23 protein-coding genes and 1 other RNA gene are annotated in these 22,723 nt (G+C 53.4%); 16 read left to right on the forward strand and 8 right to left on the reverse strand.

Annotation, left to right across the window (positions count from 1 at the left end; all coding sequences use genetic code 11):
• The first annotated feature begins 133 nt into the window (after positions 1 to 133).
• Positions 134 to 472 (forward strand): P-II family nitrogen regulator, encoded by a 339-nt coding sequence (gene glnK / locus IYV58_RS06320; RefSeq protein ID WP_004099573.1) that lies wholly within the window; start codon positions 134 to 136, stop codon positions 470 to 472.
• Positions 473 to 505: 33 nt separating this feature from the next.
• Positions 506 to 1,792, forward strand: coding sequence for an ammonium transporter AmtB (gene amtB / locus IYV58_RS06325; protein ID WP_004129846.1), 1,287 nt, complete (start codon positions 506 to 508; stop codon positions 1,790 to 1,792).
• Between the two features lie 56 nt (positions 1,793 to 1,848).
• Here amtB and tesB read toward each other — a convergent pair whose 3' ends face one another.
• Positions 1,849 to 2,712 carry an acyl-CoA thioesterase II gene (tesB, locus tag IYV58_RS06330; RefSeq protein WP_004129849.1) on the reverse strand — a complete coding sequence of 288 codons (864 nt, stop codon included), beginning with the start codon at positions 2,710 to 2,712 and terminating at the stop codon, positions 1,849 to 1,851.
• A gap of 220 nt (positions 2,713 to 2,932) precedes the next feature.
• Here tesB and IYV58_RS06335 point away from each other — a divergent pair, with 220 nt between their 5' ends.
• Positions 2,933 to 3,442: a YbaY family lipoprotein gene (locus IYV58_RS06335; protein WP_004129852.1), complete on the forward strand. Its 510-nt coding sequence runs from the start codon at positions 2,933 to 2,935 to the stop codon at positions 3,440 to 3,442.
• A 38-nt stretch (positions 3,443 to 3,480) separates the two neighbouring features.
• Here IYV58_RS06335 and IYV58_RS06340 read toward each other — a convergent pair whose 3' ends face one another.
• Entirely contained in the window at positions 3,481 to 3,792 is a 312-nt protein-coding gene (locus IYV58_RS06340) for an MGMT family protein (RefSeq protein WP_004129854.1), read from the reverse strand.
• A gap of 65 nt (positions 3,793 to 3,857) precedes the next feature.
• The gene (locus tag IYV58_RS06345; RefSeq protein ID WP_004129856.1) at positions 3,858 to 4,265 is read right to left on the reverse strand and encodes a hypothetical protein; all 408 of its coding nucleotides are present in this window, start codon (positions 4,263 to 4,265) and stop codon (positions 3,858 to 3,860) included.
• A 250-nt stretch (positions 4,266 to 4,515) separates the two neighbouring features.
• Here IYV58_RS06345 and ffs point away from each other — a divergent pair.
• From ffs to IYV58_RS06360, 3 genes are all read left to right on the forward strand, one after another.
• An RNA gene (gene ffs, locus IYV58_RS06350) (signal recognition particle sRNA small type) lies at positions 4,516 to 4,612 on the forward strand.
• Between the two features lie 316 nt (positions 4,613 to 4,928).
• Entirely contained in the window at positions 4,929 to 5,186 is a 258-nt protein-coding gene (locus tag IYV58_RS06355) for a hypothetical protein (RefSeq protein WP_004129858.1), read from the forward strand.
• Entirely contained in the window at positions 5,183 to 5,398 is a 216-nt protein-coding gene (locus IYV58_RS06360) for a hypothetical protein (RefSeq protein WP_004129860.1), read from the forward strand. The genes IYV58_RS06355 and IYV58_RS06360 overlap by 4 nt, the downstream gene beginning before the upstream one ends.
• Positions 5,399 to 5,531: 133 nt before the next feature.
• On the opposite strand, the gene IYV58_RS06365 is transcribed toward IYV58_RS06360, so the two are convergent.
• Positions 5,532 to 6,959 (reverse strand): MocR-like transcription factor YczR, encoded by a 1,428-nt coding sequence (locus IYV58_RS06365; RefSeq protein ID WP_049113917.1) that lies wholly within the window; start codon positions 6,957 to 6,959, stop codon positions 5,532 to 5,534.
• Between the two features lie 87 nt (positions 6,960 to 7,046).
• On the opposite strand from IYV58_RS06365, the gene IYV58_RS06370 reads away from it, so the two are divergent.
• Positions 7,047 to 7,661 carry a membrane protein YczE gene (locus tag IYV58_RS06370; protein ID WP_049113919.1) on the forward strand — a complete coding sequence of 205 codons (615 nt, stop codon included), beginning with the start codon at positions 7,047 to 7,049 and terminating at the stop codon, positions 7,659 to 7,661.
• 92 nt (positions 7,662 to 7,753) lie between these two features.
• The gene (locus IYV58_RS06375; RefSeq protein WP_004129864.1) at positions 7,754 to 8,107 is read left to right on the forward strand and encodes a DUF1428 domain-containing protein; all 354 of its coding nucleotides are present in this window, start codon (positions 7,754 to 7,756) and stop codon (positions 8,105 to 8,107) included.
• A 46-nt stretch (positions 8,108 to 8,153) separates the two neighbouring features.
• On the opposite strand, the gene IYV58_RS06380 is transcribed toward IYV58_RS06375, so the two are convergent.
• Positions 8,154 to 9,014 (reverse strand): nickel/cobalt efflux protein RcnA, encoded by an 861-nt coding sequence (locus IYV58_RS06380; RefSeq protein WP_195729489.1) that lies wholly within the window; start codon positions 9,012 to 9,014, stop codon positions 8,154 to 8,156.
• Positions 9,015 to 9,181: 167 nt separating this feature from the next.
• On the opposite strand from IYV58_RS06380, the gene IYV58_RS06385 reads away from it, so the two are divergent.
• Positions 9,182 to 9,454, forward strand: coding sequence for a metal-sensing transcriptional repressor (locus IYV58_RS06385; RefSeq protein WP_004129869.1), 273 nt, complete (start codon positions 9,182 to 9,184; stop codon positions 9,452 to 9,454).
• A gap of 2 nt (positions 9,455 to 9,456) precedes the next feature.
• Here the strand turns inward: IYV58_RS06385 and IYV58_RS06390 are convergent, their stop codons facing one another.
• Complete coding sequence (locus IYV58_RS06390; protein WP_112165810.1) at positions 9,457 to 11,043, reverse strand: EAL domain-containing protein; 1,587 nt, start codon at positions 11,041 to 11,043, stop codon at positions 9,457 to 9,459.
• 243 nt (positions 11,044 to 11,286) lie between these two features.
• On the reverse strand, positions 11,287 to 12,396 hold the full coding sequence (locus IYV58_RS06395; RefSeq protein WP_049113924.1) for an ABC transporter ATP-binding protein: 1,110 nt from the start codon (positions 12,394 to 12,396) through the stop codon (positions 11,287 to 11,289).
• A 353-nt stretch (positions 12,397 to 12,749) separates the two neighbouring features.
• On the opposite strand from IYV58_RS06395, the gene IYV58_RS06400 reads away from it, so the two are divergent.
• From IYV58_RS06400 to IYV58_RS06425, 6 genes are all read left to right on the forward strand, one after another.
• Positions 12,750 to 13,982, forward strand: a complete 1,233-nt coding sequence (locus IYV58_RS06400) for a maltodextrin ABC transporter substrate-binding protein (protein WP_195729490.1) — start codon at positions 12,750 to 12,752, stop codon at positions 13,980 to 13,982.
• Positions 13,983 to 14,038: 56 nt separating this feature from the next.
• Complete coding sequence (locus IYV58_RS06405; protein WP_004129879.1) at positions 14,039 to 15,346, forward strand: carbohydrate ABC transporter permease; 1,308 nt, start codon at positions 14,039 to 14,041, stop codon at positions 15,344 to 15,346.
• A 10-nt stretch (positions 15,347 to 15,356) separates the two neighbouring features.
• Positions 15,357 to 16,208, forward strand: a complete 852-nt coding sequence (locus IYV58_RS06410) for a sugar ABC transporter permease (protein WP_004129882.1) — start codon at positions 15,357 to 15,359, stop codon at positions 16,206 to 16,208.
• Positions 16,209 to 16,212: 4 nt separating this feature from the next.
• The gene (locus tag IYV58_RS06415) at positions 16,213 to 17,415 is read left to right on the forward strand and encodes a glycoside hydrolase family 53 protein (protein ID WP_004129883.1); all 1,203 of its coding nucleotides are present in this window, start codon (positions 16,213 to 16,215) and stop codon (positions 17,413 to 17,415) included.
• A gap of 31 nt (positions 17,416 to 17,446) precedes the next feature.
• A complete protein-coding gene (locus tag IYV58_RS06420; protein ID WP_004129885.1) occupies positions 17,447 to 19,504 on the forward strand; it encodes a beta-galactosidase in 2,058 nt (685 codons plus the stop codon).
• A gap of 65 nt (positions 19,505 to 19,569) precedes the next feature.
• Positions 19,570 to 19,884: a glucose PTS transporter subunit EIIB gene (locus IYV58_RS06425; protein ID WP_004129888.1), complete on the forward strand. Its 315-nt coding sequence runs from the start codon at positions 19,570 to 19,572 to the stop codon at positions 19,882 to 19,884.
• A 122-nt stretch (positions 19,885 to 20,006) separates the two neighbouring features.
• Here the strand turns inward: IYV58_RS06425 and IYV58_RS06430 are convergent, their stop codons facing one another.
• On the reverse strand, positions 20,007 to 21,278 hold the full coding sequence (locus IYV58_RS06430; RefSeq protein ID WP_004129890.1) for a maltoporin: 1,272 nt from the start codon (positions 21,276 to 21,278) through the stop codon (positions 20,007 to 20,009).
• 268 nt (positions 21,279 to 21,546) lie between these two features.
• On the opposite strand from IYV58_RS06430, the gene IYV58_RS06435 reads away from it, so the two are divergent.
• Positions 21,547 to 22,620 carry a LacI family DNA-binding transcriptional regulator gene (locus IYV58_RS06435; RefSeq protein ID WP_004129892.1) on the forward strand — a complete coding sequence of 358 codons (1,074 nt, stop codon included), beginning with the start codon at positions 21,547 to 21,549 and terminating at the stop codon, positions 22,618 to 22,620.
• The last annotated feature ends 103 nt before the right edge of the window (positions 22,621 to 22,723 follow it).

Below are 22,723 nucleotides of genomic sequence, written 5' to 3' on the forward strand. Positions count from 1 at the left end.
GTTTCCAGCGAATTCTTCACCTTCTCCCTCAAAAAGGGCCGCCTGGCGGTCCTTTTTCATTTCTGGCATAGCCCTTGCTTTAGTAGATACGTGTTAGCTGCGGCCATTACCGAATTCTGACTGGAGGGGACTTATGAAGCTGGTTACGGTGGTAATCAAACCATTCAAACTGGAAGACGTGCGTGAAGCATTGTCTTCAATGGGTATTCAGGGCCTGACGGTCACTGAAGTTAAAGGGTTCGGCCGTCAGAAAGGCCACGCGGAGCTCTATCGCGGCGCCGAATACAGCGTCAATTTTCTACCGAAAGTGAAGATTGATGTCGCGATTGCCGACGATCAGTTGGACGAAGTCGTCGATGTCATCAGTAAAGCGGCGTATACCGGAAAGATTGGCGACGGCAAAATCTTTGTCGCCGAGCTGCAGCGCGTGATTCGCATCCGTACCGGCGAATCTGACGAAGCGGCACTGTAACTTTCAGACCACACAGTGATGGGGAACGAAACAATGAAGATAGCAACAATGAAAACAGGTCTGGGAGCGTTGGCTCTTCTTCCGGGGCTGGCGATGGCCGCACCGGCGGTAGCGGATAAAGCCGACAATGCTTTTATGATGATTTGCACCGCGCTGGTGCTGTTTATGTCGATTCCGGGCATCGCGCTGTTCTACGGCGGGCTGATCCGCGGTAAAAACGTTCTCTCCATGCTGACTCAGGTGATCGTGACTTTTGCGCTGGTCTGCGTGCTGTGGGTGGTTTATGGCTACACGCTGGCCTTCGGCGCTGGCGGCAGCTTCTTCGGCAACTTCGACTGGGTACTGTTGAAAAACATTGAACTGAAAGCGCTGATGGGAAGCTTCTATCAGTATATCCACGTTGCCTTCCAGGGCTCCTTCGCCTGTATTACCGTTGGTCTGATCGTCGGTGCGCTGGCGGAACGTATTCGCTTCTCGGCGGTACTGATTTTCGTCGTGGTATGGATGACGCTCTCTTATGTGCCGATTGCGCACATGGTATGGGGCGGCGGTCTGTTGGCCACGCACGGCGCGCTTGATTTCGCCGGCGGTACGGTGGTTCACATCAACGCCGCGGTAGCGGGTCTGGTGGGTGCCTATATGATGGGCAAACGCGTTGGTTTTGGTAAAGAAGCGTTCAAACCGCATAACCTGCCGATGGTATTCACCGGCACCGCGATCCTCTACGTTGGCTGGTTCGGCTTTAACGCCGGTTCTGCAAGCGCGGCGAACGAAATTGCCGGTCTGGCGTTCGTAAATACCGTGGTGGCAACGGCGGCAGCAATCCTGGCGTGGACCTTCGGCGAGTGGGCAACCCGCGGTAAACCGTCTCTGCTTGGCGCCTGTTCAGGTGCGATTGCCGGGCTGGTCGGCATCACTCCGGCGTGCGGCTACATCGGCGTCGGCGGCTCTCTGATTGTCGGTATCGCTGCGGGCCTGGCGGGTCTGTGGGGCGTCACCGTACTGAAACGCTGGCTGCGCGTTGATGACCCGTGCGATGTGTTTGGCGTACACGGCGTCTGCGGTATCGTAGGCTGCATCCTGACCGGTATCTTCGCCGCGACTTCTCTGGGCGGTGTCGGTTACGCGGAAGGCGTCACCATGGGCCATCAGGTTCTGGTACAGCTGGAAAGTATCGGTATTACCATTGTCTGGTCCGGCGTTGTCGCTTTCATTGGTTACAAAGTTGCCGATATGACCGTTGGTCTGCGCGTACCGGAAGATCAAGAGCGTGAAGGGCTGGACGTAAACAGCCACGGCGAAAACGCCTACAACGCCTGATAAATTGCGTTATCTCCAGAAGCTGCAGAGCCTCCCCAAGGGGAGGCTCTGTTTTTTTATGTATTGCGATTACGCATGACGCCTTCCTGCACAGTGGAAGCTACCAGCGTGCCGTCCTGCGTATAGAATTCGCCGCGCACAAAACCGCGCGCGCTGGAGGCGGAGGTGCTCTCAACGCTGTAAAGCAGCCAGTCGTTGATATTGAACGGACGGTGGAACCACATTGAGTGATCGATGGTGGCGACCTGCATGCCGGGCTCCAGAAAACCGACGCCATGCGGCTGCAGGGCGACGGGCAGGAAGTTAAAATCCGAAGCGTAGCCTAACAGATACTGATGGATGCGGAGATCTTCCGGAACGGCGCCGTTGGCGCGGATCCAAACCTGACGCGTCGGTTCTGCAACGTGGCCTTTCAGGGGGTTATGAAATTCGACCGGGCGAATCTCCAGCGGTTTATCGCAGAGAAATTTCTCTTTAACCTGCGGCGGCAACAGATGGGCCAGTTTGCGGGCGATATCCGTTTCGGAGGGGAGGGCGTCCGGAGCGGGCGCCGCGGGCATGGTTTTTTGATGTTCATAGCCGGGTTCTGGCGCCTGGAAAGAGGCGGTCATATAGAAAATCGGCTTCCCGTTTTGAACCGCCGCCACCCTGCGGGCGCTGAAGCTATTGCCGTCGCGCAGGACTTCAACATCATAGATGATGGGTTTCTGGCTGTCGCCGGGACGCAGGAAGTAGCTGTGAAACGAGTGAATCAGGCGTTCTGCGGGGACCGTCTCTTTTGCTGCGTATAGCGCCTGGCCAACCACTTGACCGCCAAAGACCTGACGCAATCCCAGATCCTCGCTCTGACCGCGAAACAATCCCTCTTCAATTTTTTCCAGATTTAACAATGCCAGCAGATTGGTTAATGCCTGACTCATAGTGACCCTCAATCAATGATGACTGCTTTGCGCAGCGCGTTATTGAGGCAAAGTATAACCTGGAATCGCAAGTGGTCCGATGGGTGCAATAATCTGAATATGGGCTCTTTTCCAGGAAGAGATCTGAGATCTGTGCCACACTTATTTACGATACTAATGTCCTGTCCCCGATTGTGGCTGGATGTACTCCTGTTAAAGAAGGGATGAAAAGGAGAAAAGAATGAAATTTGCCTATATGTTAAGTGCCTTAGCCGTCGCGGCTACGTTGTCTGCCTGTGCGAACAATCACAGCAGCAATGCAGCGAACCAGGCTGCGCCCGATCCTTACGGCATTGCCTCACTAAGCTCCTCGCAGCAGCAGCCTAACGTTTCCGGGACCATTAATATTCGACAGCGCGTGGCGTTACCGCCGGATGCGGTGTTAACCGTAACCTTGTCGGATGCGTCCCTGGCCGATGCGCCAGCGCACGTGCTGTCGCAAAAAGCGGTAAGGACTGAAGGGAAGCAGGCGCCATTTAACTTTGTTCTGCCTTACAACCAGGCGGATATTAAGCCTAATGCACGCATCCTGTTAAGTTCAGCGATTACCGTCAACGGTCAGCTGATGTTTATTACCGATACCGTGCAGACGGTGATTAATCAGGGCGGCAATCGCGCCGACCTGCTGCTGGTACCGGTCCAGCAAACCGCGGTACCGGTGGCAAATACCAACGTTCCCGCCGCGCAATAACCCCGACTATGCCCCTTTTCAGGGGCATTTTTTTGCCTTTAATAAATCCAGCGGTAATGCTGCAGGTCAATATGACCGCTGCCTGAGACCTGGACTCCCTCCGCAAGGAGCGCCTGGCGTTGGCGCTGCAGATCTGGTCCGGTAAGCGAGATATCGCCGTGGCGGTTGACGACCCGATGCCAGGGAAGATGGGACCCTTCAGGCAGACGCTTTAAAACCCCGCCGACCTGACGCGCCGCGCGCGGTGAACCAGCCAACTGAGCAACGTCACCGTAGGTAGCAACGTACCCCTCTGGGATCGAGGCGACTATCTGCCAGACTCGCTGCGGAAAAGTATCGTGAGAATCCATGGTACGTCCTGCTGCCGGTAAAGGCTCAGGATAATCGTTGTACGACGGGCTGTACAGATAACGGCTTAAGCCGTTTTAATGACGGTAAATTCCAGTGCCAGGCCAAGCACCTGCATGCCATGGACATTCTCATTCGGCGTATTGGTCAACAGGGTTTCAAGAAACTTCAGGCGTTTTGACTGAGCGTTGATCACCAGTTTTGCGCGCATGGCCGGAAGCTTAAGCGTTGATATTGGATAGACCACGCGACCGCTGACTTCGATAGGGAGTTTACGTAATTCAATGTGCTGGAGGACGCCGACGCTAGAGTAGAGCAGCGCGACCGGGGTGACGGCAAGTAGCGGATTTTGGCTAATGGTCACAAAATCAAGAAGCAGATCCGGGCGCAGAAAGTTTAAACCGCGGAAGGAAACGGTGACTTCGTCGATTGGCGGCATCGCCAGGGTAGTGATTAAACGCGGTGATTCACTCATTCAGATACCATGGTAAAAAACATTCAATTTATAGCGAACATTATGGATGTTGAGAGGCGTTTGTGCTGAGAGTACGCTCGCAATCTCCTCTCAGGGACGGGAGAATTTACGCTAAAAAGCCGCGATATCGCTCTGACTACGCGACTTTGCGCAATAAACCAGCACCCAATCGGCGGCGGCTTGCAATTCAGGGGTTCAGCAGGGATAATGCGCCAGCGCGTTAGGTAACTAGCGCTCTCAATGGGGGCTCTGTTGGTTCTCCCGCAACGCTACTCTGTTTACCAGGTCAGGTCCGGAAGGAAGCAGCCAGAGCAGACGACGTGTGTGCCGGGATGTAGCTGGCAGGGCCCCCACCCATTTCAGCGTGCCCCCAGCGCTCTGTGCAGCCAAAAAGCGACTTCGCTGATCCCTTCATATTTAATATCCACAAATAAAGTGTGTATTTTTTCAGTTTCTAAAACATCTATTTTTTATGCCAAAAATTCGCTACGTCATAAAATTGAAATTTAACTGAAATATTAATGTCATCTTTATGTCATATATAACGTGCAGATTATTCATGGGAAAATGTTGTTAGATATAAGCTAAAAATATATCTCTGGATCAGCATGTTAACTTCGTGTATTAATTATATGATGATTTTATTTCACGGGAAGCGTGACTATGACCACTGTAGTTCTGAACGTAAAAATTGATGGCGAGTTAAAAGAAAAGCTGCGTCAGTATGCGGAAGAAAATAACGAAAATCTAGGAACGGCTACGGAGAAACTGCTACTCCTGGCCTTTCAGGCAGTGGAATCGGCAGACGAGGCGGGGGTTTCGGAAGAAGATATCGATAGCCAGCATACCGAAGAGGAAGCGTCTCCATTAACCCCTAAAGAAATCAAAGCATTACGTAAAATTCTGAAGAAGAGAAAATGAAACAACAACTCTCTACAGCCAGCAACTATAGCGAAGCCTGCGACATGCTGCGTTCCGGCTACGTCAAGCACGTACGCCTGAACTGGAATATCGGTAGCGATGAGTTTTTTCGCATTGCCTCCGATTGGTGTGACACAGGTGCAAAAATTAAAAAAGATGAAGACGGCTTTATTATTTCTCTGAAAGGGTTTCCGATCCCGCGTCAGCATTAATGAAACTATTTCAATTTTGTCATCGGGCTGACACGTCAGAAAGACAAAATTGAACGGCAATTTTATAAAAACATCTCATATGCATCACGGATGATGGTTTTTGACGGGCTGGCTCCAGCCCGTCGATATTTTATTAGATGATTTTCCTCAGACGAAAGTTCTCCTTCTGCTCCGTAAGACTATGCCATAGCGGCTGCAATGTATTAAACGCGCTGCGTAGTTCCTCATCCGAAAGAGTAAAGGGCAAACGCAGATAGCGATCAAACGCGCCGGCCAGACCAAAGCGTGTGCCTGTCCCGATGTGAATTCCGCGGCTTTCAGCGCGAACGGAAAAGAGCGTCGCCAGCATGCCGGGTAATTCAACCCAAAAAGAGAGTCCCCCTTCCGGCGGAGTGAAGCGCCAGTGGGGAAAATATTCCGCCATTAGCGCCCCGCACATGTCCCTGCGGGTCGCCAGCATGGCGCGGCGTGACGGCAGCAGTCTGTTCTCATTCTCAAGTAACCAGCAGCAGGCCAGCTGTTCCAGCAGTGGGGAACCGAGATCGAGAGAGTCGCGTGCCTGAACCAGCGAGGCAATGGTTCGTGAAGAGGCGCGGATCCAGCCTATGCGAAGACCGCCCCAGAAGCTTTTTCCTGCCGAGCCGATGGTTATCACCGGGGCATCGGGATTAAACGCCGCTAAAGGCGGCGGCGGCGGGGCGTCGTACCATAAATCTACCATCGTTTCGTCTACCACCAGCGTGGTGCGGCTTTGCGCGGCGATATCCGCTACCCGCTGGCGCGTGGCGCTATCCATACATCGGCCGGTAGGATTATGAAAATCCGGCATCAGCCAGGCCAGGCGCGGAGCCGTTTGGGCGATCGTTGCCGCCAAACCGTCGCAATCCCATCCCTGCTGCGGTAACGCAACGCTAACCGGACGGCATGATGCGCCCTGAATTGCGCTAAGCGCCATGGGATAAGTTGGCGCATCCACCACCACTCGATCGCCGGGCCCGGTGAATAAACGCAGAACCAGCGCAAAGCCGCTAAGCGCCCCGTTGACAATCATCACCTCATCGCTGCGGGTTGGCAGCCCGCGTTCGCTATAGCGGCGGGCGATAGCTTCGCGCAGCAGCGCTAGCCCTTGTTGATCGTAACCGGTATTGGATAAATGCTCAGGCATAATCTTCAGGGCCTGGCTGTAGGCCTGATGGATCTCGGGTCCGGCGCTCAGGGCGGCAACGGCCAAATTCACCGAGAGCGGGTCCGGTTTTTGGGCTGACGTTTCCACCGGACGCTCCGGCAGGGCGATCCGCGAACCGCTTCCCTGGCGGCTATAGAGATAGCCCTCCTCCCGCAGTTGCCCGAGCGCGCTGGCAACCGTGGTGCGGCTGATATTCAGGGCTGCCGCCAGTTCACGTTCGCCCGGCAGGCGGGTTTCCAGCGCCAGGCGGCCATCGAGGATAAGCAGGCGCAGCGCTTCCGCCAACTGACGCCAGATAGGCGTACGAGAGGTGGACTCCTGCCAGTTGCCGAGCAGCCGTACCAGCGATTGTGAACCAAAGCGACGAGATGACATAGCAATCCACTTTTTAAAAACTGGCCATTAATTATCAATCCATTTTTGCTGATGATGGGGGAGATCGCAATTGTCTTGAGGTGAAAAATGGTACGTCGCTTGCTACAACTTTATATTGGTCTGGTCCTGTACGGCGTGTCGACCGCGTTATTTGTTCACGCCAATCTGGGGGCCGACCCGTGGGATGTTTTCCATTTAGGGATCGGCAAACAGTTTAATCTGGATTTCGGCACGGTCATGATCCTGACGGGAGCGGCAGTGTTGCTGCTGTGGATCCCGCTGCGGCAAATGCCTGGGCTGGGGACGGTAAGCAACGTCATTGTGCTGGGGCTGGCGGCAAACGCGACTCTGGCCGTGCTGCCGCCGTTTGATTCATTGGTGGCGCGTAGCTTGCTGTTGGTTGGGGCTATCGTTCTGAATGCGCTGGCGACGGGGATGTATATTGGCGCGGGTTTCGGTCCAGGGCCGCGCGATGGGTTGATGACCGGCCTGCATGCCCGTACGGGATGGTCGCTGCGCGGTATTCGCACCGCGATTGAAGTTTCGGTTCTGCTGATTGGCTGGATGATGGGCGGCAAGTTTGGCGTGGGAACCGTACTCTACGCGTTAACTATCGGTCCGCTGATCCAGCTGTGCCTGCCGTGGTTCCATCAGCCAGCCGCGCGTAAGGCTCTGGCGAAACCCGGTGAGGCTATTTCCTGATTTTACGCTGTTATCAGGCCTGGCGACTAAACTTATCAATTCAGATACGGCCGGATTCTCCGGTCGTACTGTTCACTTCGGAGATCAGACTCATGAAGTATGTTGATGGTTTTGTCGTTGCCGTACCGGCGGAAAATAAGGAGGCATACCGCGAGATGGCAGCAAAGGCCGCGCCATTATTTAAAGAGTTTGGCGCATTACGTGTGGTCGAGTGCTGGGCGGATGATGTCCCGGATGGCAAGCAGACCGATTTTCGCATGGCGGTGAAAGCTGAAGAGGGTGAAGAGGTAGTGTTCAGCTGGATTGAGTACCCCTCTAAAGAGGCTCGCGATGCCGCCAATGCCAAAATGATGGCCGACCCGCGAATGAAAGAGTTTGGCGAAAATATGCCCTTTGATGGAAAACGAATGATATACGGCGGCTTCGCCCCGCTTCTGGATGAATAATTCATCTTTGCCATCCCCATCGTTTGTGGGGATGGCGATAGACGCGTTACAGATGGCCCCAGCCATGCAGCAGCATATAAAAACCCACCACCATAATCAGGGTGCCGGAAATCCACGGCGCTTTGCGCGAGAGATCGTTCAGCCCGGGCCAGCGGTTGGCTACGTGCTTCAGGCTCAGCGCGGCAATTGCACCGGAAGCCACCAGAGTGAGCGCCAGCCCAACGCTAAACCCCAGCACGAGGGTTGCGCCCAGCGAGAACTTTTTCAACTGCAGGCAAATAAGCAGCACGGTTATTGACGCTGGACAGGGAATGAGTCCCCCCGTCAGTCCAAACAAGACGATCTGCCCGGTAGTGACCTGTTGCCCGTTAAAGCGGCGATTGATCTCTTGCGCATGTGCGCGCTGATGGGCGTCCTGCCAGTCATCGGCGGCAACCAGCGGATGTTGATGAACGTGGGGATAATGTTCATGCGGATGGTGGTGGTGATGCTCATGCTTATGTTCGTGTTCGTGTTCGTGTTCATGCTTATGTTCATGTTCATGTTCATGTTCATGGTGATATGAACGAGATTCGCGCCAGGTACGCCACAGCATCCAGCAGGCAATCAGTACGATAAGGCCCCCTGAGATCAGCTGAAACCAGGGTTCCGACGTTTGTGCATTCCAGCCGCGGCCGAACCACAGGCCTGCCATGGCCACCAGCCAGACCACCGCGGTATGCGATACCGTCGCCGCCAGCCCCAGCAGCACCGCCTGCTTTAATGTTCCGCGCACCGCCACGATAAATGCCGCCATCATGGTTTTTGAGTGCCCGGGCTCAAGACCGTGCAGCGCGCCCAGCAGAATCGCGCTGGGAATAAATAGCCAGGCGTTGCCCTGCTGCAGGAGTGAAGCGAAATCGTTCATAACGTGATCCCTAACTAAAAAGTGCTTGTATGCTACTCCCCCCCAGTACATAAATACTACCCCCCAGTAGAAAAATACTCCGGGGGAGTAGGGCATGTTATGCTGTTCTGATTGCATACAAGGGTCGTTAGTGGAAACGATCGATTAATCAAATAGTGGATCGCGAAATGTCACATACCGTTCGTCACAAGAAGATGTTATTGACCCGATTGAAGAAAATTCAGGGGCAAAGCGCCGCGCTGGAAAAAATGCTAAACCGCGAACATGAATGCGCCGAGGTTTTACAGCAGCTGGCTGCAATTCGCGGTGCGGTAAACGGCATGATGATGCAGGTTATCCAGGGGCATTTAACGGATCACGTCGTTAAAGAGCCGGAGGAGGGCCAGCGCGAAGCTGACCTTGATGTAGTGATGCAGGTAATAAAATCCTATCTGAAATAGAGTCAGACGTGAGCAATACCGGAGGGCGCGGAATCCGCCTTCAGGTTATTCTCAGCCCAGAGGATAAATGTCTCCTTTGGCAGCGCCTTACTATAAAGCCAGCCCTGGGCATACTGCACGCCATGCATACGTAGCCAGTCGCGCTGGCTTTCGGTTTCGACGCCTTCTGCGACGGTCGCCAGATTGAGCGCTTTCGCCATTTCAATAATGTGCGGCGTCAGCAGTTCATACTCCAGCGTATCGACAAACGATTTATCGATTTTCAGGGTGTCTACGTCCAGTTTTTGTAAATAGCTCAGGCTGGAGTAGCCGGTGCCGAAGTCATCGATGGAAATACGGTGTCCGGCCTGACGATAGCCGGCGATCACCGGTAAAGTGGTTTGCGGGTCGACAAAACCGCGCTCGGTGATTTCCAGAATGATCTGCTGAGCGCTGATGCCCCAAAGCTGAAGCTGCTCTTGCAACAGGAGCGGCAACTTTGGCGAGCGCAAATCATCAACCGACAGGTTTATCGAAATGTGTATCTCCGGACGCCGGCGCAGCCAGTTACCGAGATCGGCAAAAATTTTCCGTACAATATCTTCGGTTAAGCGCGTTATCAGCCCGGTTTGTTCGGCAAGCGGAATAAAAATATCCGGCGATAAAAAACTTCCATCGGGCTGCCTCCAGCGAGCAAGCGCCTCCGCGCCGACGATCTTTCCACTCTGCAACGAAATAATAGGCTGGTAATAGACCTGAATGGCATGGGAATTCAGCGCATCAAGCATCCCATTACGCGGCGAGCGCAGCCTGCGCAGCAGGCGAAGCAGCAGAAATGAGGCCAGAAGGCTGGTGAACAGACCAATCGGCAGCCACAGCATCAGCTGCTGATGTAGCTTATTCTGCAGCGGCAACGTCGAGGACCAGGTGACGATAGCCAACCCCAGTTCCGGGATACGATGAAGACGATAAACGGTGCTATTGAGGGTTAAGGTTTCGGCATTCTGATGCTTAATTTTCTCCCAGACGTCAGCGTTGAGTGGTTTACTGCTGATGATGATTTGATCGCGTTTCGTGCCAAACAAAAGGGTGTGAATTTCTTCATGGCCTAACGGAATGACATCGATAAACGACACAGGATCGATCATCACCACGTGATGCTCGCTGCCCATAGCCGTCATTTTATGTTTCAGTCCCAGGTCGCTAACCGACGTCAGCCAGGTACGGTAGCCATCGGCAGTGAGATGGTCGGGAGTGGGAAAGGTGGCCGACACCTGGTGCTCTTCAAGAGAGGAGCACTGCGGAATACCCTCGCGTAACCACAGCACTTCCTGAATGTAACGGTGGGTATAGGCGATCCGTCGCATAGTGAGCAGATGCTCCGGGCTGCAGGTCGTGGCCGTATGCGCATCTGCTTCTTTCAGCGCCTCTCTTGCCTGATCGGCAACCTGCTGAACGCGCGCCAGCACGCGGACGGAAAAGTTGTCCAGCTCGCTATAAAACTGCTCTTTGGCCTGCTGCGTTGCCAGCCAGATGCTCAGCGCGACCGGCAAGATAATGGCAAGTATCAATACCCCTGTAACCAGACTCACCTGATGCCGGGTCGTCATGAGTATTTCCTTATTTTATGGAGGGGTTCGATGAGTATACGCGAAAGATAAAAAGGGATTCACCACGCGGGATAAAAAGGCCCGAATCGCAAGATAGCAACGAATTCGGGCTAACAGTGGATGAACCGCGACGCTCAAGGCATGAAGCGTCGCGGAGAAAAACGAGGGCTGGTATGCTGACAATAAGCGTTGTCAGCACAGACTCATATTCTAAAGCGCAATCATGACAATCAGATGTTGCGTTTAATGAGCGTCCGGCGCGGCGATGTCGGCGCTAATCCGCAGGTCATTTTCGTCGAAGACCATGCAGTAGCGATCGTCGAACGCGACGCTAATTTTCTGCCAGGGACGGAAATGAACGTCGCCGGGCAGCAGAATTTTGACATTATCGTGGCCATAGCACTGACCGAACAGATAGGTGTTGTTACCCAGTCTCTCGACGACTTCACATTGAAATTCAACCACGGTGCCAATATTCACATCAGTTGAGAGATGTTCAGGACGAATACCGAGGGTAACGGTAGCGCCGGGCTGCAGCGGCGATGTGGTGATATTGAGCGTCAGATTATGGTCTTGCGCCATCTTCACACTAAGCTGGCCCGGCTGCCATGCGGTGACCGTCGCGGGCAGGAAGTTCATTTTCGGCGAACCGATAAATCCCGCAACGAACTTATTGACCGGGTTGTAATACAGCGACATCGGCGAACCCATCTGCTCAACTTTGCCGTAGTTCATCACCACGATTTTATCGGCCAGCGTCATCGCTTCAACCTGATCATGGGTAACATAAACCATGGTGGTTTTGAGTTCATGATGCAGTTTAGCAATATGCAGACGCATCTCAACGCGCAGCTCAGCATCAAGGTTGGAGAGGGGTTCATCAAACATAAACACCCGTGGATTACGCACGATGGCGCGACCGATCGCCACGCGCTGACGCTGGCCTCCGGAAAGCTGTTTAGGTTTACGATCCAGCAGATGAGAGAGCTGCAGCGTTTTCGCCACCATTTCAACCTGGCGGCGAATTTCATCTTTTGGCACTTTATTCACCTTCAGGCCATAGCCCATATTTTCCGCCACGGTCATGTGCGGATAGAGTGCATAAGACTGGAATACCATGGCGACGCCGCGATGGGCGGGAACAACGTCGTTCATGACCTCATCGCCGATCAGTACTTCACCTTCGCTCACCTCTTCGAGACCGGCAATCATTCGCAGTAGCGTCGATTTACCGCAGCCGGACGGGCCGACGAAAACTGCAAATTCGCCATCTTCAATATCAAGGTTTACCTGATGCAGCGTCACTGTACTGCCGAACCGTTTGGTGACATTCCTCAGTCGTATATTGGACATCAACATTCCCCGGGTTAGTAGCCGTTTTTGCCGTTGGGATTTGGGCTGTGACGCGCTATTTGTATAACGTGTAACAATTCAGCCGAGCGATGCTCAACGACACTAAAATCATGCAGTGACTATAACTTCCAGAGTTTTAGCACCCTATATCGATGTTTCATTTCTGCAATCACGATCACACAACTGGCAGCTTTCAGTAGTTTTGTCAGCATTCAAAGCGTACCGTATAACAAATCAAAAATAACGGCAGATTTCTTTATGAATCACCGTTTATCAGTTAAATGAAAGATTTTCGGAAGTCACATCGCCCAATAAAAACCATTAAATTGTTATACCTTCACATGAGGTTGATAATGAAAAAGAACACTCTTGCTGCACTGATCCTTACTACTCTGGCTGCCGGGCAGCTGGTGAGCCTGCAGGCGCACGCGACCGGACAGCTCAACGTCTGGGAAGACATCAAAAAATCCGACGGCATTAAGGCCGCGGTAAGCGATTTTGAAAAGCAGTTCAACGTTAAGGTGAACGTGCAGGAAATGCCGTATGCCCAGCAGCTGGAAAAGCTGCGCCTTGATGGCCCGGCGGGCATTGGCCCGGACGTGCTGGTGATCCCTAATGACCAGCTAGGCGGTGCGGTCGTCCAGGGGCTGCTGTCTCCCCTGACGCTGGACCAGGCGAAGCAGGAGGCCTTTACGCCGGCATCAATCAACGCTTTCCATATGGATAACGTGCTTTACGGCGTACCGAAAGCGGTGGAAACCCTGGTGCTGATTTACAACAAAGACCTGATCGACAAGCCGCTGGATAGCCTGCAGGCGTGGTTCGACTATTCGAAGAAGCAGCGCGAAGAGGGTAAGTACGGCCTGTTGGCTAAGTTTGACCAAATTTATTACAGCTGGGGCGCCATCGGTCCGATGGGCGGTTATATCTTTGGCAAAAACGATAAGGGCGGCTTCAACCCGCAGGATGTCGGCCTGAATAAGCCCGGTGCGGTGGAAGCGGTGACTTTCCTGAAAAAATTCTACACCGACAAGGTATTCCCGGCGGGGATCCTCGGCGATAACGGGCTGAACGCCATCGACTCGCTGTTTACCGAGAAGAAAGCGGCAGCGGTGATTAACGGCCCATGGGCCTTCCAGCCGTATGAAGCGGCAGGCATTCATTATGGCGTCGCGCCTCTGCCGACGCTGCCGGATGGCAAACCGATGAGCTCCTTCCTCGGTGTGAAAGGCTATGTGGTCTCGACGTGGAGTAAAGATAAAGCGCTGGCGCAGCAGTTTATCGAGTTCATCAACCAGCCGCAGTATGTGAAAGCGCGCTATGTCGCCACCGGGGAAATCCCGCCTCTGAAGGCCATGATTGACGATCCCCTGATTAAGAATGACGAAAAGGCCAGCGCGGTGGCGGTTCAGTCAGCGCGGGCGACGGCGATGCCGGGGATCCCGGAGATGGGCGAAGTATGGGGCCCGGCGAACGCCGCGCTGGAGCTTAGCCTGACCGGTAAACAGGAACCGAAGGCGGCGCTCGATAACGCAGAGAAGCAGATCAAGATGCAGATCGAAGCCATGCAGGCCAGCAATCAATAATCCGGTGATGTAACAGAACGGGAGGGCCGTCCTCCCGTTTTCAGAAGGAGTCGTGTGTGATTATCAATCCCAGCGAAAATATTGCCGAAGCGCGCGGCGCAGGACGCCATGCGTGGTGCGGCCTGTTGCTGGCTATCGTGCCGGGTTTTGGGCAGTTTTATCACCGCCAGTGGCTGAAGGGGATTGTCTTCCTGGCGCTGCTGAGCAGTTTTATGAGCATTTTCTATGACTTTCTCAGCGAAGGCCTGTGGGGGTTATATACCTTAGGCGAGGAAGTCCCGCGGGATAACTCTATTTTCCTGCTGGCGGAAGGGATAATCAGTGTACTGATTATCGCATTCGGTTTGTTGGTCTATTTCCTCTCGCTGCGCGACGCCTGGGTTAACGGCAAAAAGCGCGATGAAGGCGTGGCGCTGAATAGCGTACGCAAGCAGTATCAGATGCTGCTCAGCGAAGGGTTCCCGTATCTGATGATCACGCCCGGCTTCATACTGCTGGTGTTTGTGGTCATCTTCCCGATCCTGTTTGGTTTTGCTATCGCCTTTACTAACTACAATCTCTATCACACGCCGCCGGCGAAGCTGGTGGATTGGGTGGGATTCAAAAACTTCATCAACATCTTCACATTATCCATCTGGCGTTCGACTTTCTTTGATGTATTGCAGTGGACGGTGGTGTGGACGCTGCTGGCGACGACCCTGCAGTGTACTGTCGGCGTGCTGCTGGCGATTTTGGTCAATCAGAAAGATCTGCGCTTTAAGCCGATGATCCGTACAATTTTCATTCTGCCGTGGGCGGTACCGGGATTCGTGACGATTCTGGTTTTTGCCGGTATGTTCAATGATTCATTCGGGGTGATTAACAACGCCATTTTGTCCTTCTTTGGCATCAGTCCAAAGGCGTGGCTGACCGACCCGTTCTGGACCAAGACGGCGCTGATTATGATGCAGACCTGGCTGGGTTTCCCGTTTGTTTTCGCCATGACCACCGGCGTCCTGCAGGCGATCCCGGACGATCTGTATGAAGCGGCCACCATGGATGGCGCCAGCGCGTTTACCCGCCTGCGGACCATTACTCTGCCGCTGGTACTCTACTCCATTGCGCCGATCATCATCACCCAGTACACCTTCAACTTTAACAACTTCAACATCATCTACTTGTTCAACAACGGCGGGCCGGCAGTAGCCGGGTCGAATGCCGGTGGTACGGATATTCTGGTGTCGTGGATCTACAAATTGACCATGTCGTCTTCGCAATACGCCATCGCGGCCACCATCACGATCCTGCTGTCGATTTTTGTCGTCGGCCTGGCGTTGTGGCAGTTCCGCGCCACGAAATCCTTCAAAAACGACGACATGGCGTAAGGGAAGCAACATGGCTAAATCACCGAGTATTAAACGCGAAAAGTGGATTCGCCTGTCACTCACCTGGCTGGTGGTCATCTTTGTATCGACGATCATTATATACCCGCTGGTCTGGACGGTAGGGGCGTCGCTGAATGCCGGGAACAGTCTGCTGAGTACGTCGATTATTCCTGAAAATCTGTCGTTCCAGCATTACGCGGATCTGTTTAACGGCAATGTGAATTATCTCACCTGGTACTGGAACTCGATGAAAATCAGCTTCATGACTATGGTGTTGACCTTATTCAGCGTGAGCTTCACCGCCTATGCGTTTTCGCGCTTTCGTTTCAAAGGGCGGCAGAACGGGCTGATGCTATTTCTGCTGTTGCAGATGATCCCGCAGTTCTCGGCGCTGATTGCGATCTTTGTTCTCTCTCAGCTGCTGGGGCTGATCAATAGCCATCTGGCGCTGGTACTGATCTACGTGGGCGGCATGATCCCGATGAATACCTGGCTCATGAAGGGCTACCTGGACGCGATCCCTAAAGATCTGGATGAATCTGCGCGGATGGATGGCGCCAGCAGCTTCCGCATCTTTATCGAAATCATTATGCCGCTGTCGAAGCCGATACTGGCGGTGGTGGCGCTGTTCTCGTTTACCGGCCCGCTGGGGGATTTCATCCTTTCCAGCACCATTCTGCGTACCCCGGATAAGTACACGCTGCCGATCGGCCTGTATAACCTGGTGGCGCAGAAAATGGGCGCCAGCTACACCACCTATGCGGCGGGCGCGGTGCTGATTGCCGTGCCGGTAGCGATTCTCTATCTGGCGCTACAAAAATACTTTGTTTCCGGCCTCACCTCTGGCAGCACAAAAGGATAACCCCATGAAAAGATTAACACCCGCGTGGCTTGCTGTTTCTCTGGCATGCTGTTTCTCCGCCAGTACGCTGGCAGCGGACGCGCTACAAACCAGAGCGTTTAGCAACATGCCCGCTGATTTTATTAAAGGCGCGGATATCTCCACGCTGCTGGACGCGGAAAAGCATGGCGCAAAGTTTTTTAACCACCACAATCAGCAGCAGGATCCGATCGCGATTCTGAAGGCCGACGGCGTGAACTATGTTCGCCTGCGCCTGTGGGTCGATCCAAAAGACGCCCAGGGTCAGCGCTACGGCGGCGGCGATAACGATCTCGCGGCGACGCTGGCGCTGGCGAAGCGGGCAAAAGCGCAGGGGATGAAGCTGCTGCTTGATTTTCACTACAGCGATTTCTGGACAGATCCCGGCAAGCAGTTCAAGCCGAAGGCATGGGAGAAAATGGATTATCCGCAGCTGAAAACCACTATTCATGACTACACCCGCGACACGATCGCCCGTTTTAAGCAGGAGGGCGTACTGCCGGATATGGTGCAGATCGGCAACGAGATCAACGGCGGTATGCTGTGGCCGGAGGGCAAAAGCTGGGGGCAGGGTGGCGGCGAGTTCGATCGCCTGGCGGGGCTGCTTAACGCCGCCATCGATGGCCTGAAGGAAAACCTCACCGCCGGTGAGCAGGTTAAAATTATGCTTCATCTGGCCGAAGGCACGAAAAACGACACCTTCCGTTGGTGGTTTGATGAAATCAGCAAGCGTAACGTGCCTTACGACATTATTGGTCTGTCGATGTATACCTACTGGAATGGACCGATTAGCGCGCTGAAAGCCAATATGGATGATATCAGCAAGCGCTATAACAAAGACGTGATTGTGGTAGAGGCCGCTTATGCCTATACCCTGGAGAACTGCGACAACGCCGAAAATAGTTTCCAGGCAAAAGAGGAAAAGGATGGCGGTTATCCCGCCACCGTACAGGGGCAATATAATTATATTCACGACTTAATGCAGGCCGTTGCGGATGTTCCAAACCATCGTGGTAAAGGTATTTTTTATTGGGAGCCGACGTGGATTGCCGTACCGGGAAATACCTGGGCGACACCTGCCGGAATGAAATATATCCACGATGAGTGGAAAGAGGGTAATGCCCGGGAAAATCAGGCGCTGTTTGATTGCCAGGGGAAAGCGTTGCCGTCGATGAAGGTATTTAATTAATTATTCAGCTTTAAACTTCAGGATGTTTATTATGAAAAAATTTGCGCCTTTGAGTCCGAAGGTCAATGCGCTATTGCATGGCGCCGACTATAATCCGGAGCAGTGGGAAAACTATCCCGATATTATTGATAAAGATATTGCCATGATGCAGCAGGCAAAATGTAATGTCATGTCGGTAGGGATATTTAGCTGGGCGAAACTTGAACCTCAGGAAGGCGTATTTGAGTTTGGCTGGTTGGACAGTATCCTGGATAAACTGTATGCCGCCGGAATACATGTCTTTCTCGCGACCCCAAGCGGCGCACGCCCGGCCTGGATGTCGCAGAAATATCCTCAGGTCCTGCGCGTCGGTCGCGATCGGGTGCCTGCGCTGCACGGTGGGCGTCACAACCACTGTATGTCGTCGCCGGTCTATCGTGAGAAAACCCTGAAAATTAACACCCTGCTGGCGGAGCGCTATGCGCAGCATCCGGCGGTGCTGGGCTGGCATATCTCCAATGAGTATGGCGGCGAATGCCACTGTAGCCTGTGCCAGGAGCGTTTCCGTGACTGGCTGAAAGCGCGCTATGAAACGCTGGATAATCTCAATCATGCCTGGTGGAGCACTTTCTGGAGCCACACCTATAGCGACTGGTCGCAAATTGAATCTCCGGCTCCGCAGGGGGAAGTCTCCATTCATGGTCTGAACCTTGACTGGCATCGCTTCAATACCGCTCAGGTGACGGATTTCTGCCGCCACGAAATTGCGCCACTGAAAGCGGCGAATGCTGAGCTGCCGGTGACAACCAACTTTATGGAGTATTTCTACGATTACGACTACTGGCAGCTGGCGCCGGCGCTGGACTTCATCTCGTGGGACAGCTACCCCATGTGGCATCGCGATAAAGATGAAACCACGCTGGCCTGCTACACCGCCATGTATCACGACATGATGCGCAGCCTGAAGGGCGGAAAACCGTTTGTCCTGATGGAGTCCACGCCGAGCGCGACTAACTGGCAGCCGACCAGCAAGCTGAAAAAACCGGGAATGCATATTCTCTCTTCTCTGCAGGCGGTAGCGCACGGGGCCGACTCGGTACAGTATTTCCAGTGGCGTAAGAGCCGCGGTTCGGTAGAGAAATTCCATGGCGCAATTATCGATCACGTCGGTCACCTGGATACGCGCGTGGGCCGTGAAGTGACAAAGCTTGGCGAGATGTTAAGCCAGCTGCCGGACGTGGTGGGCTGCCGGACGGATGCGAAAGTGGCGATTATCTTTGACCAGCAAAACCGCTGGGCGCTGGATGATGCTCAGGGGCCGCGTAATCTCGGGATGGAGTATGAAAATACCGTCAACGAGCACTATCGTCCGTTCTGGGAACAGGGGATTGCGGTAGATATCATTGATGCCGACGTCGACCTGAGCGCTTATCGGCTGGTCATTGCCCCGATGCTGTATATGGTTCGCGACGGCTTTGCCGAACGCGCCGAGGCGTTTGTGGCCAACGGCGGTCATTTAGTTACAACATACTGGACGGGGATTGTTAACGAATCTGACCTATGCTATCTCGGTGGCTTCCCGGGTCCGCTGCGCAAGCTGCTGGGCATCTGGGCGGAAGAGATTGACTGCCTGAACGATGGCGAACGTAATCTGGTACAGGGGTTGGCGGGCAATGAAGGAGGTTTGCAGGGACCGTATCAGGTACGCCATCTGTGTGAACTGATCCACGCCGAAACGGCGCAGCCGCTGGCGACCTACCGCGATGATTTTTACGCGGGAAGACCGGCGGTCACCGTTAATCACGTGGGTAAAGGTAAAGCCTGGCATGTCGCTTCGCGCAACGATCTGGCTTTCCAGCGGGACTTCTTCAGCGCCATAAGTAAAGAGCTGGCGCTGCCGCGCGCGGTGGAGGCCGATTTCCCGCCGGGCGTGGTGGCGACCGCGCGCACGGACGGTGAGACTACCTACGTGTTCCTGCAAAACTACAGCGCGCAGCAGCAGCAGGTGACCTTACCGCAGGGCTACCAGGACAGCCTTACCGGCACGGACTTGAACGCGCCGTTGACCTTAAAAGCGTGGGATTGCCGCATCCTCAGTCGTCACGCGTAATTTTTCTCTATCCGCGCCTGCTCCTGCGAGCAGGCGTTTTTTTATCTGCTTATCAGGAGCTTATTATGGTGAGTTTAAAATCCTTTCTGAATTACTTCTCCCAGTCGCGTCCGGCGGTAACGTTAAGCCCTGGGGAACAACAACAGATTGAACGTTTAATTCAGGCTTTCGGCGGCGAGGCGAATATTGTCAACGTTGACGCCTGTATCACCCGCTTACGCGTCACGGTGAATAATCTGTCGATTGTTGACTCTCAGGAGCTACAGCAGCAGGGAGCGCTTGGCGTTATTATCCTTGGGCAGCAGGTGCATGCTATTTTCGGTAAACAGTCGGATGCTTTGCGTCAATTACTTGACGAACACTTTGCCAGCCGTAAATAAAATAAAACGGGATAACGCAATAATGGGTTATCCCGAAAAGAAAACAAAGTATCAATGGCAATAATCATTACCGGAGGGTAATTAACGACCTTACAGCTGGAGATAAAACAGTTAAATGACGACTACCACCAGGCTTCGACCTGTACACCAAAGTTCCACGTGTTATTGGCTGTTTGATCTTCGAAAGGTTTACCATTTTCTGAGTCATTCAGATACGAAGCGAAAATACGCAGTTCCGGGCGAGACATAAAGTCAGGGCCATCGGCCAGGCCCAGCGCGATGGTATATTTCTCACCAGCCTGCTTATAGTCTGTATTGTTCTTGTAGCTATCTTTTTGGTAAAAACCGCCCACTTCGCCAATCAGGCGTACGTATTCCGTGAATTGATACTGTCCGCGAGCCACCAGCGACAGCATGCGCGTTTTATCCGTGTAATCGGTGATGTTGTCCGCGGATCCCCAGGTCAGAACGTGGTTAATAGAGAATTTTTCGGTAATCGGAATTAAACCGGTATTGATCACCCGATAGCCGGTGGCGTCATTGACGTAGTTCCACATGTCATACCAGCCGCCGCCCTGGGAAACCATGTTCTGCGCCAGCCCTTTGTTTGCGTACTGCAGCACCGTTTTGTTGTAACCGCCCAGCATATCCTGGCTGATTTCACCGGTTAGCATGACGCCGTTTTCTGCATCATACAGGCCGCCGTAGGAGTCCTGCTTTTTGGTGGTGTTAGGCATCGCATAGTCGATACCAAATTCGGTCCACGACCCGGTCCATGGCTTCCAGCCTGCGTAGCGCAGGTCAAGGTAGTTAATATTCACGTTGCTGTCGCCGTCGACGCGGTAGTCGACGTCATTCGCATCACCGCGGATCCAGGCAAATGAGACGGCGCCAGGGCCGAGGGTATAGTTTTCTATCCCGGCGCCGGATCCGGAAATGTTCCAGTATTTGGTATCAATGATGTGCAGATCGTGGCGCTGGTAGTAGCGTTTACCGCCCCAAATGACCGCGTTCGGATCGCCCGGGACCAGCCCTTTAATTTGCAGGTTGAGCTGGCGTAGGCCGAACTGCGCATCATCATCGAGCGTGGTTTCGTTATCGTTCGAACCGTCAGAAACCATGCTGACCATGCTATCGAGATAGAAGCTCACGTCATTCTTCTTGTAGACCTCCGAGCCCAACTCCAGCTCGCCGTAGGTATCGGACTCGTTACCCAGACGGCCAATTTTGTTTTTTTGCCATTCGGCCTGACCGCCGTCGCCGGAGACCCCAACCCCGGCGCGCATATAGCCATGAAAATCGATACCCGGAAGCGTGGCGGAAGCAGCAAACACGGATGGTGAAATCAGCGCAGCGGCCAACGCAGCGGAGAGTGTGCGCAGCGTAGTGTTCATGTCTATCCTCTTATTTTTTGTATTACGTTCACATAACCGGTGTTATAAAATCCCTAAACCAAAATACAGGCAATTGAATGATCGCTATAGTGTGATTAACTGCAAATAAATTAGCGGGTTTTGTTACAGGTGGTGAGTCTATTCACAATTTGTTGTATTGTGAGCGTAATACTTTTAATGTTGATTGTTGTTCGAGGAAGGCGGCAATGAGCGTTTTTTTACATTGCCCCTGTTACAATCCAGGGATAACAACATAAGGAACCGGACCATGAAGTCTAAAAGCGCGACCTTAGAAGACGTTGCTCGCCATGCGGGCGTCTCCTATCAGACCGTGTCCAGGGTACTCAACAAATCTGCTAATGTATCCAAAGCCACGCGCAGCAAGGTGGAGAAATCCATTGAGGAGCTGCGTTATGTCCCAAACCGCCTGGCGCAACAGCTGGTAGGCAAGCAAAGCCGTACCGTAGGTCTGGTTACGATCTCCCTCGCATTGCATGCGCCTTCTCAGGTGGCCGCGGCGGTTAAACGCTATGCGAATGTGGAAGGTTATCAGGTACTCATTTCAATGATCGATGAGAGCGTCAACCAAAGCATTCAAGATTCCATTAATGAACTTAAATCTCAGCTGGTGGATAAGGTCATCATCAACGTGCCTCTGGAGACTGATCAGGCTCAGAAAATTGCCGCTGATAACGATGATATCGTCTGTCTTTTTTTAGATGTCGATCCCTATAGCTCCGTGTTTAACGTTTCGTTTAATCCGGCAGACGGCACCCGAGCCAGCGTCAAATATCTCTATGAAATGGGGCATCGGGAGATAGCGCTGTTGGCCGGTCCGGAAAGCTCGGTATCGGCCAAATTGCGTTTGAAAAGCTGGATAGAAACCCTCGAAGGTTATGGGCTACAGCCGGTCACGGTGATTCGCGGTAACTGGGATGCGCAGAGCGGCTATGCCGGCGCGCTGCAAATGTTGCGAGAGACGCCAAACTTTACCGCCGTTTTGGTGGGTAACGATCAGATGGCGCTGGGCGTGCTTAGCGCGTTTCATCAGCATCAGGTACCGATCCCGGGGGAAAAGTCGGTTATTGGTTATGATGATACCTATGAAAGCTCGTTTTTTTACCCGGCGCTAACCACCGTTTCGCTGGATCTTGACTTACAAGGAAAAGAGGCCGTTCGGCGCCTACTCGATAGCGGCGATAACGAAACCTCCCATACTTCTTCAATTCTTCCGGCCCGTCTTGTCGTGCGCCACTCTACCGGGGCGAAAACGGAGCCCGGCAAAAACCTGCAGTCTATTGCCGAACAGCTCAGGGCCCTGGCGCATCAGCTGAGCCCTTAATCCGTAACGGGCGGCCTGCGCCGCCCATAATCCTTCTTATTCTCAGGGTTGATCTTTAGATTCGCACGGCGTACGATATTGTTATGTTATAACGTAATGATTG

Source organism: Klebsiella sp. BDA134-6 (assembly GCF_015601345.1).
Classification (GTDB): domain Bacteria; phylum Pseudomonadota; class Gammaproteobacteria; order Enterobacterales; family Enterobacteriaceae; genus Klebsiella; species Klebsiella grimontii.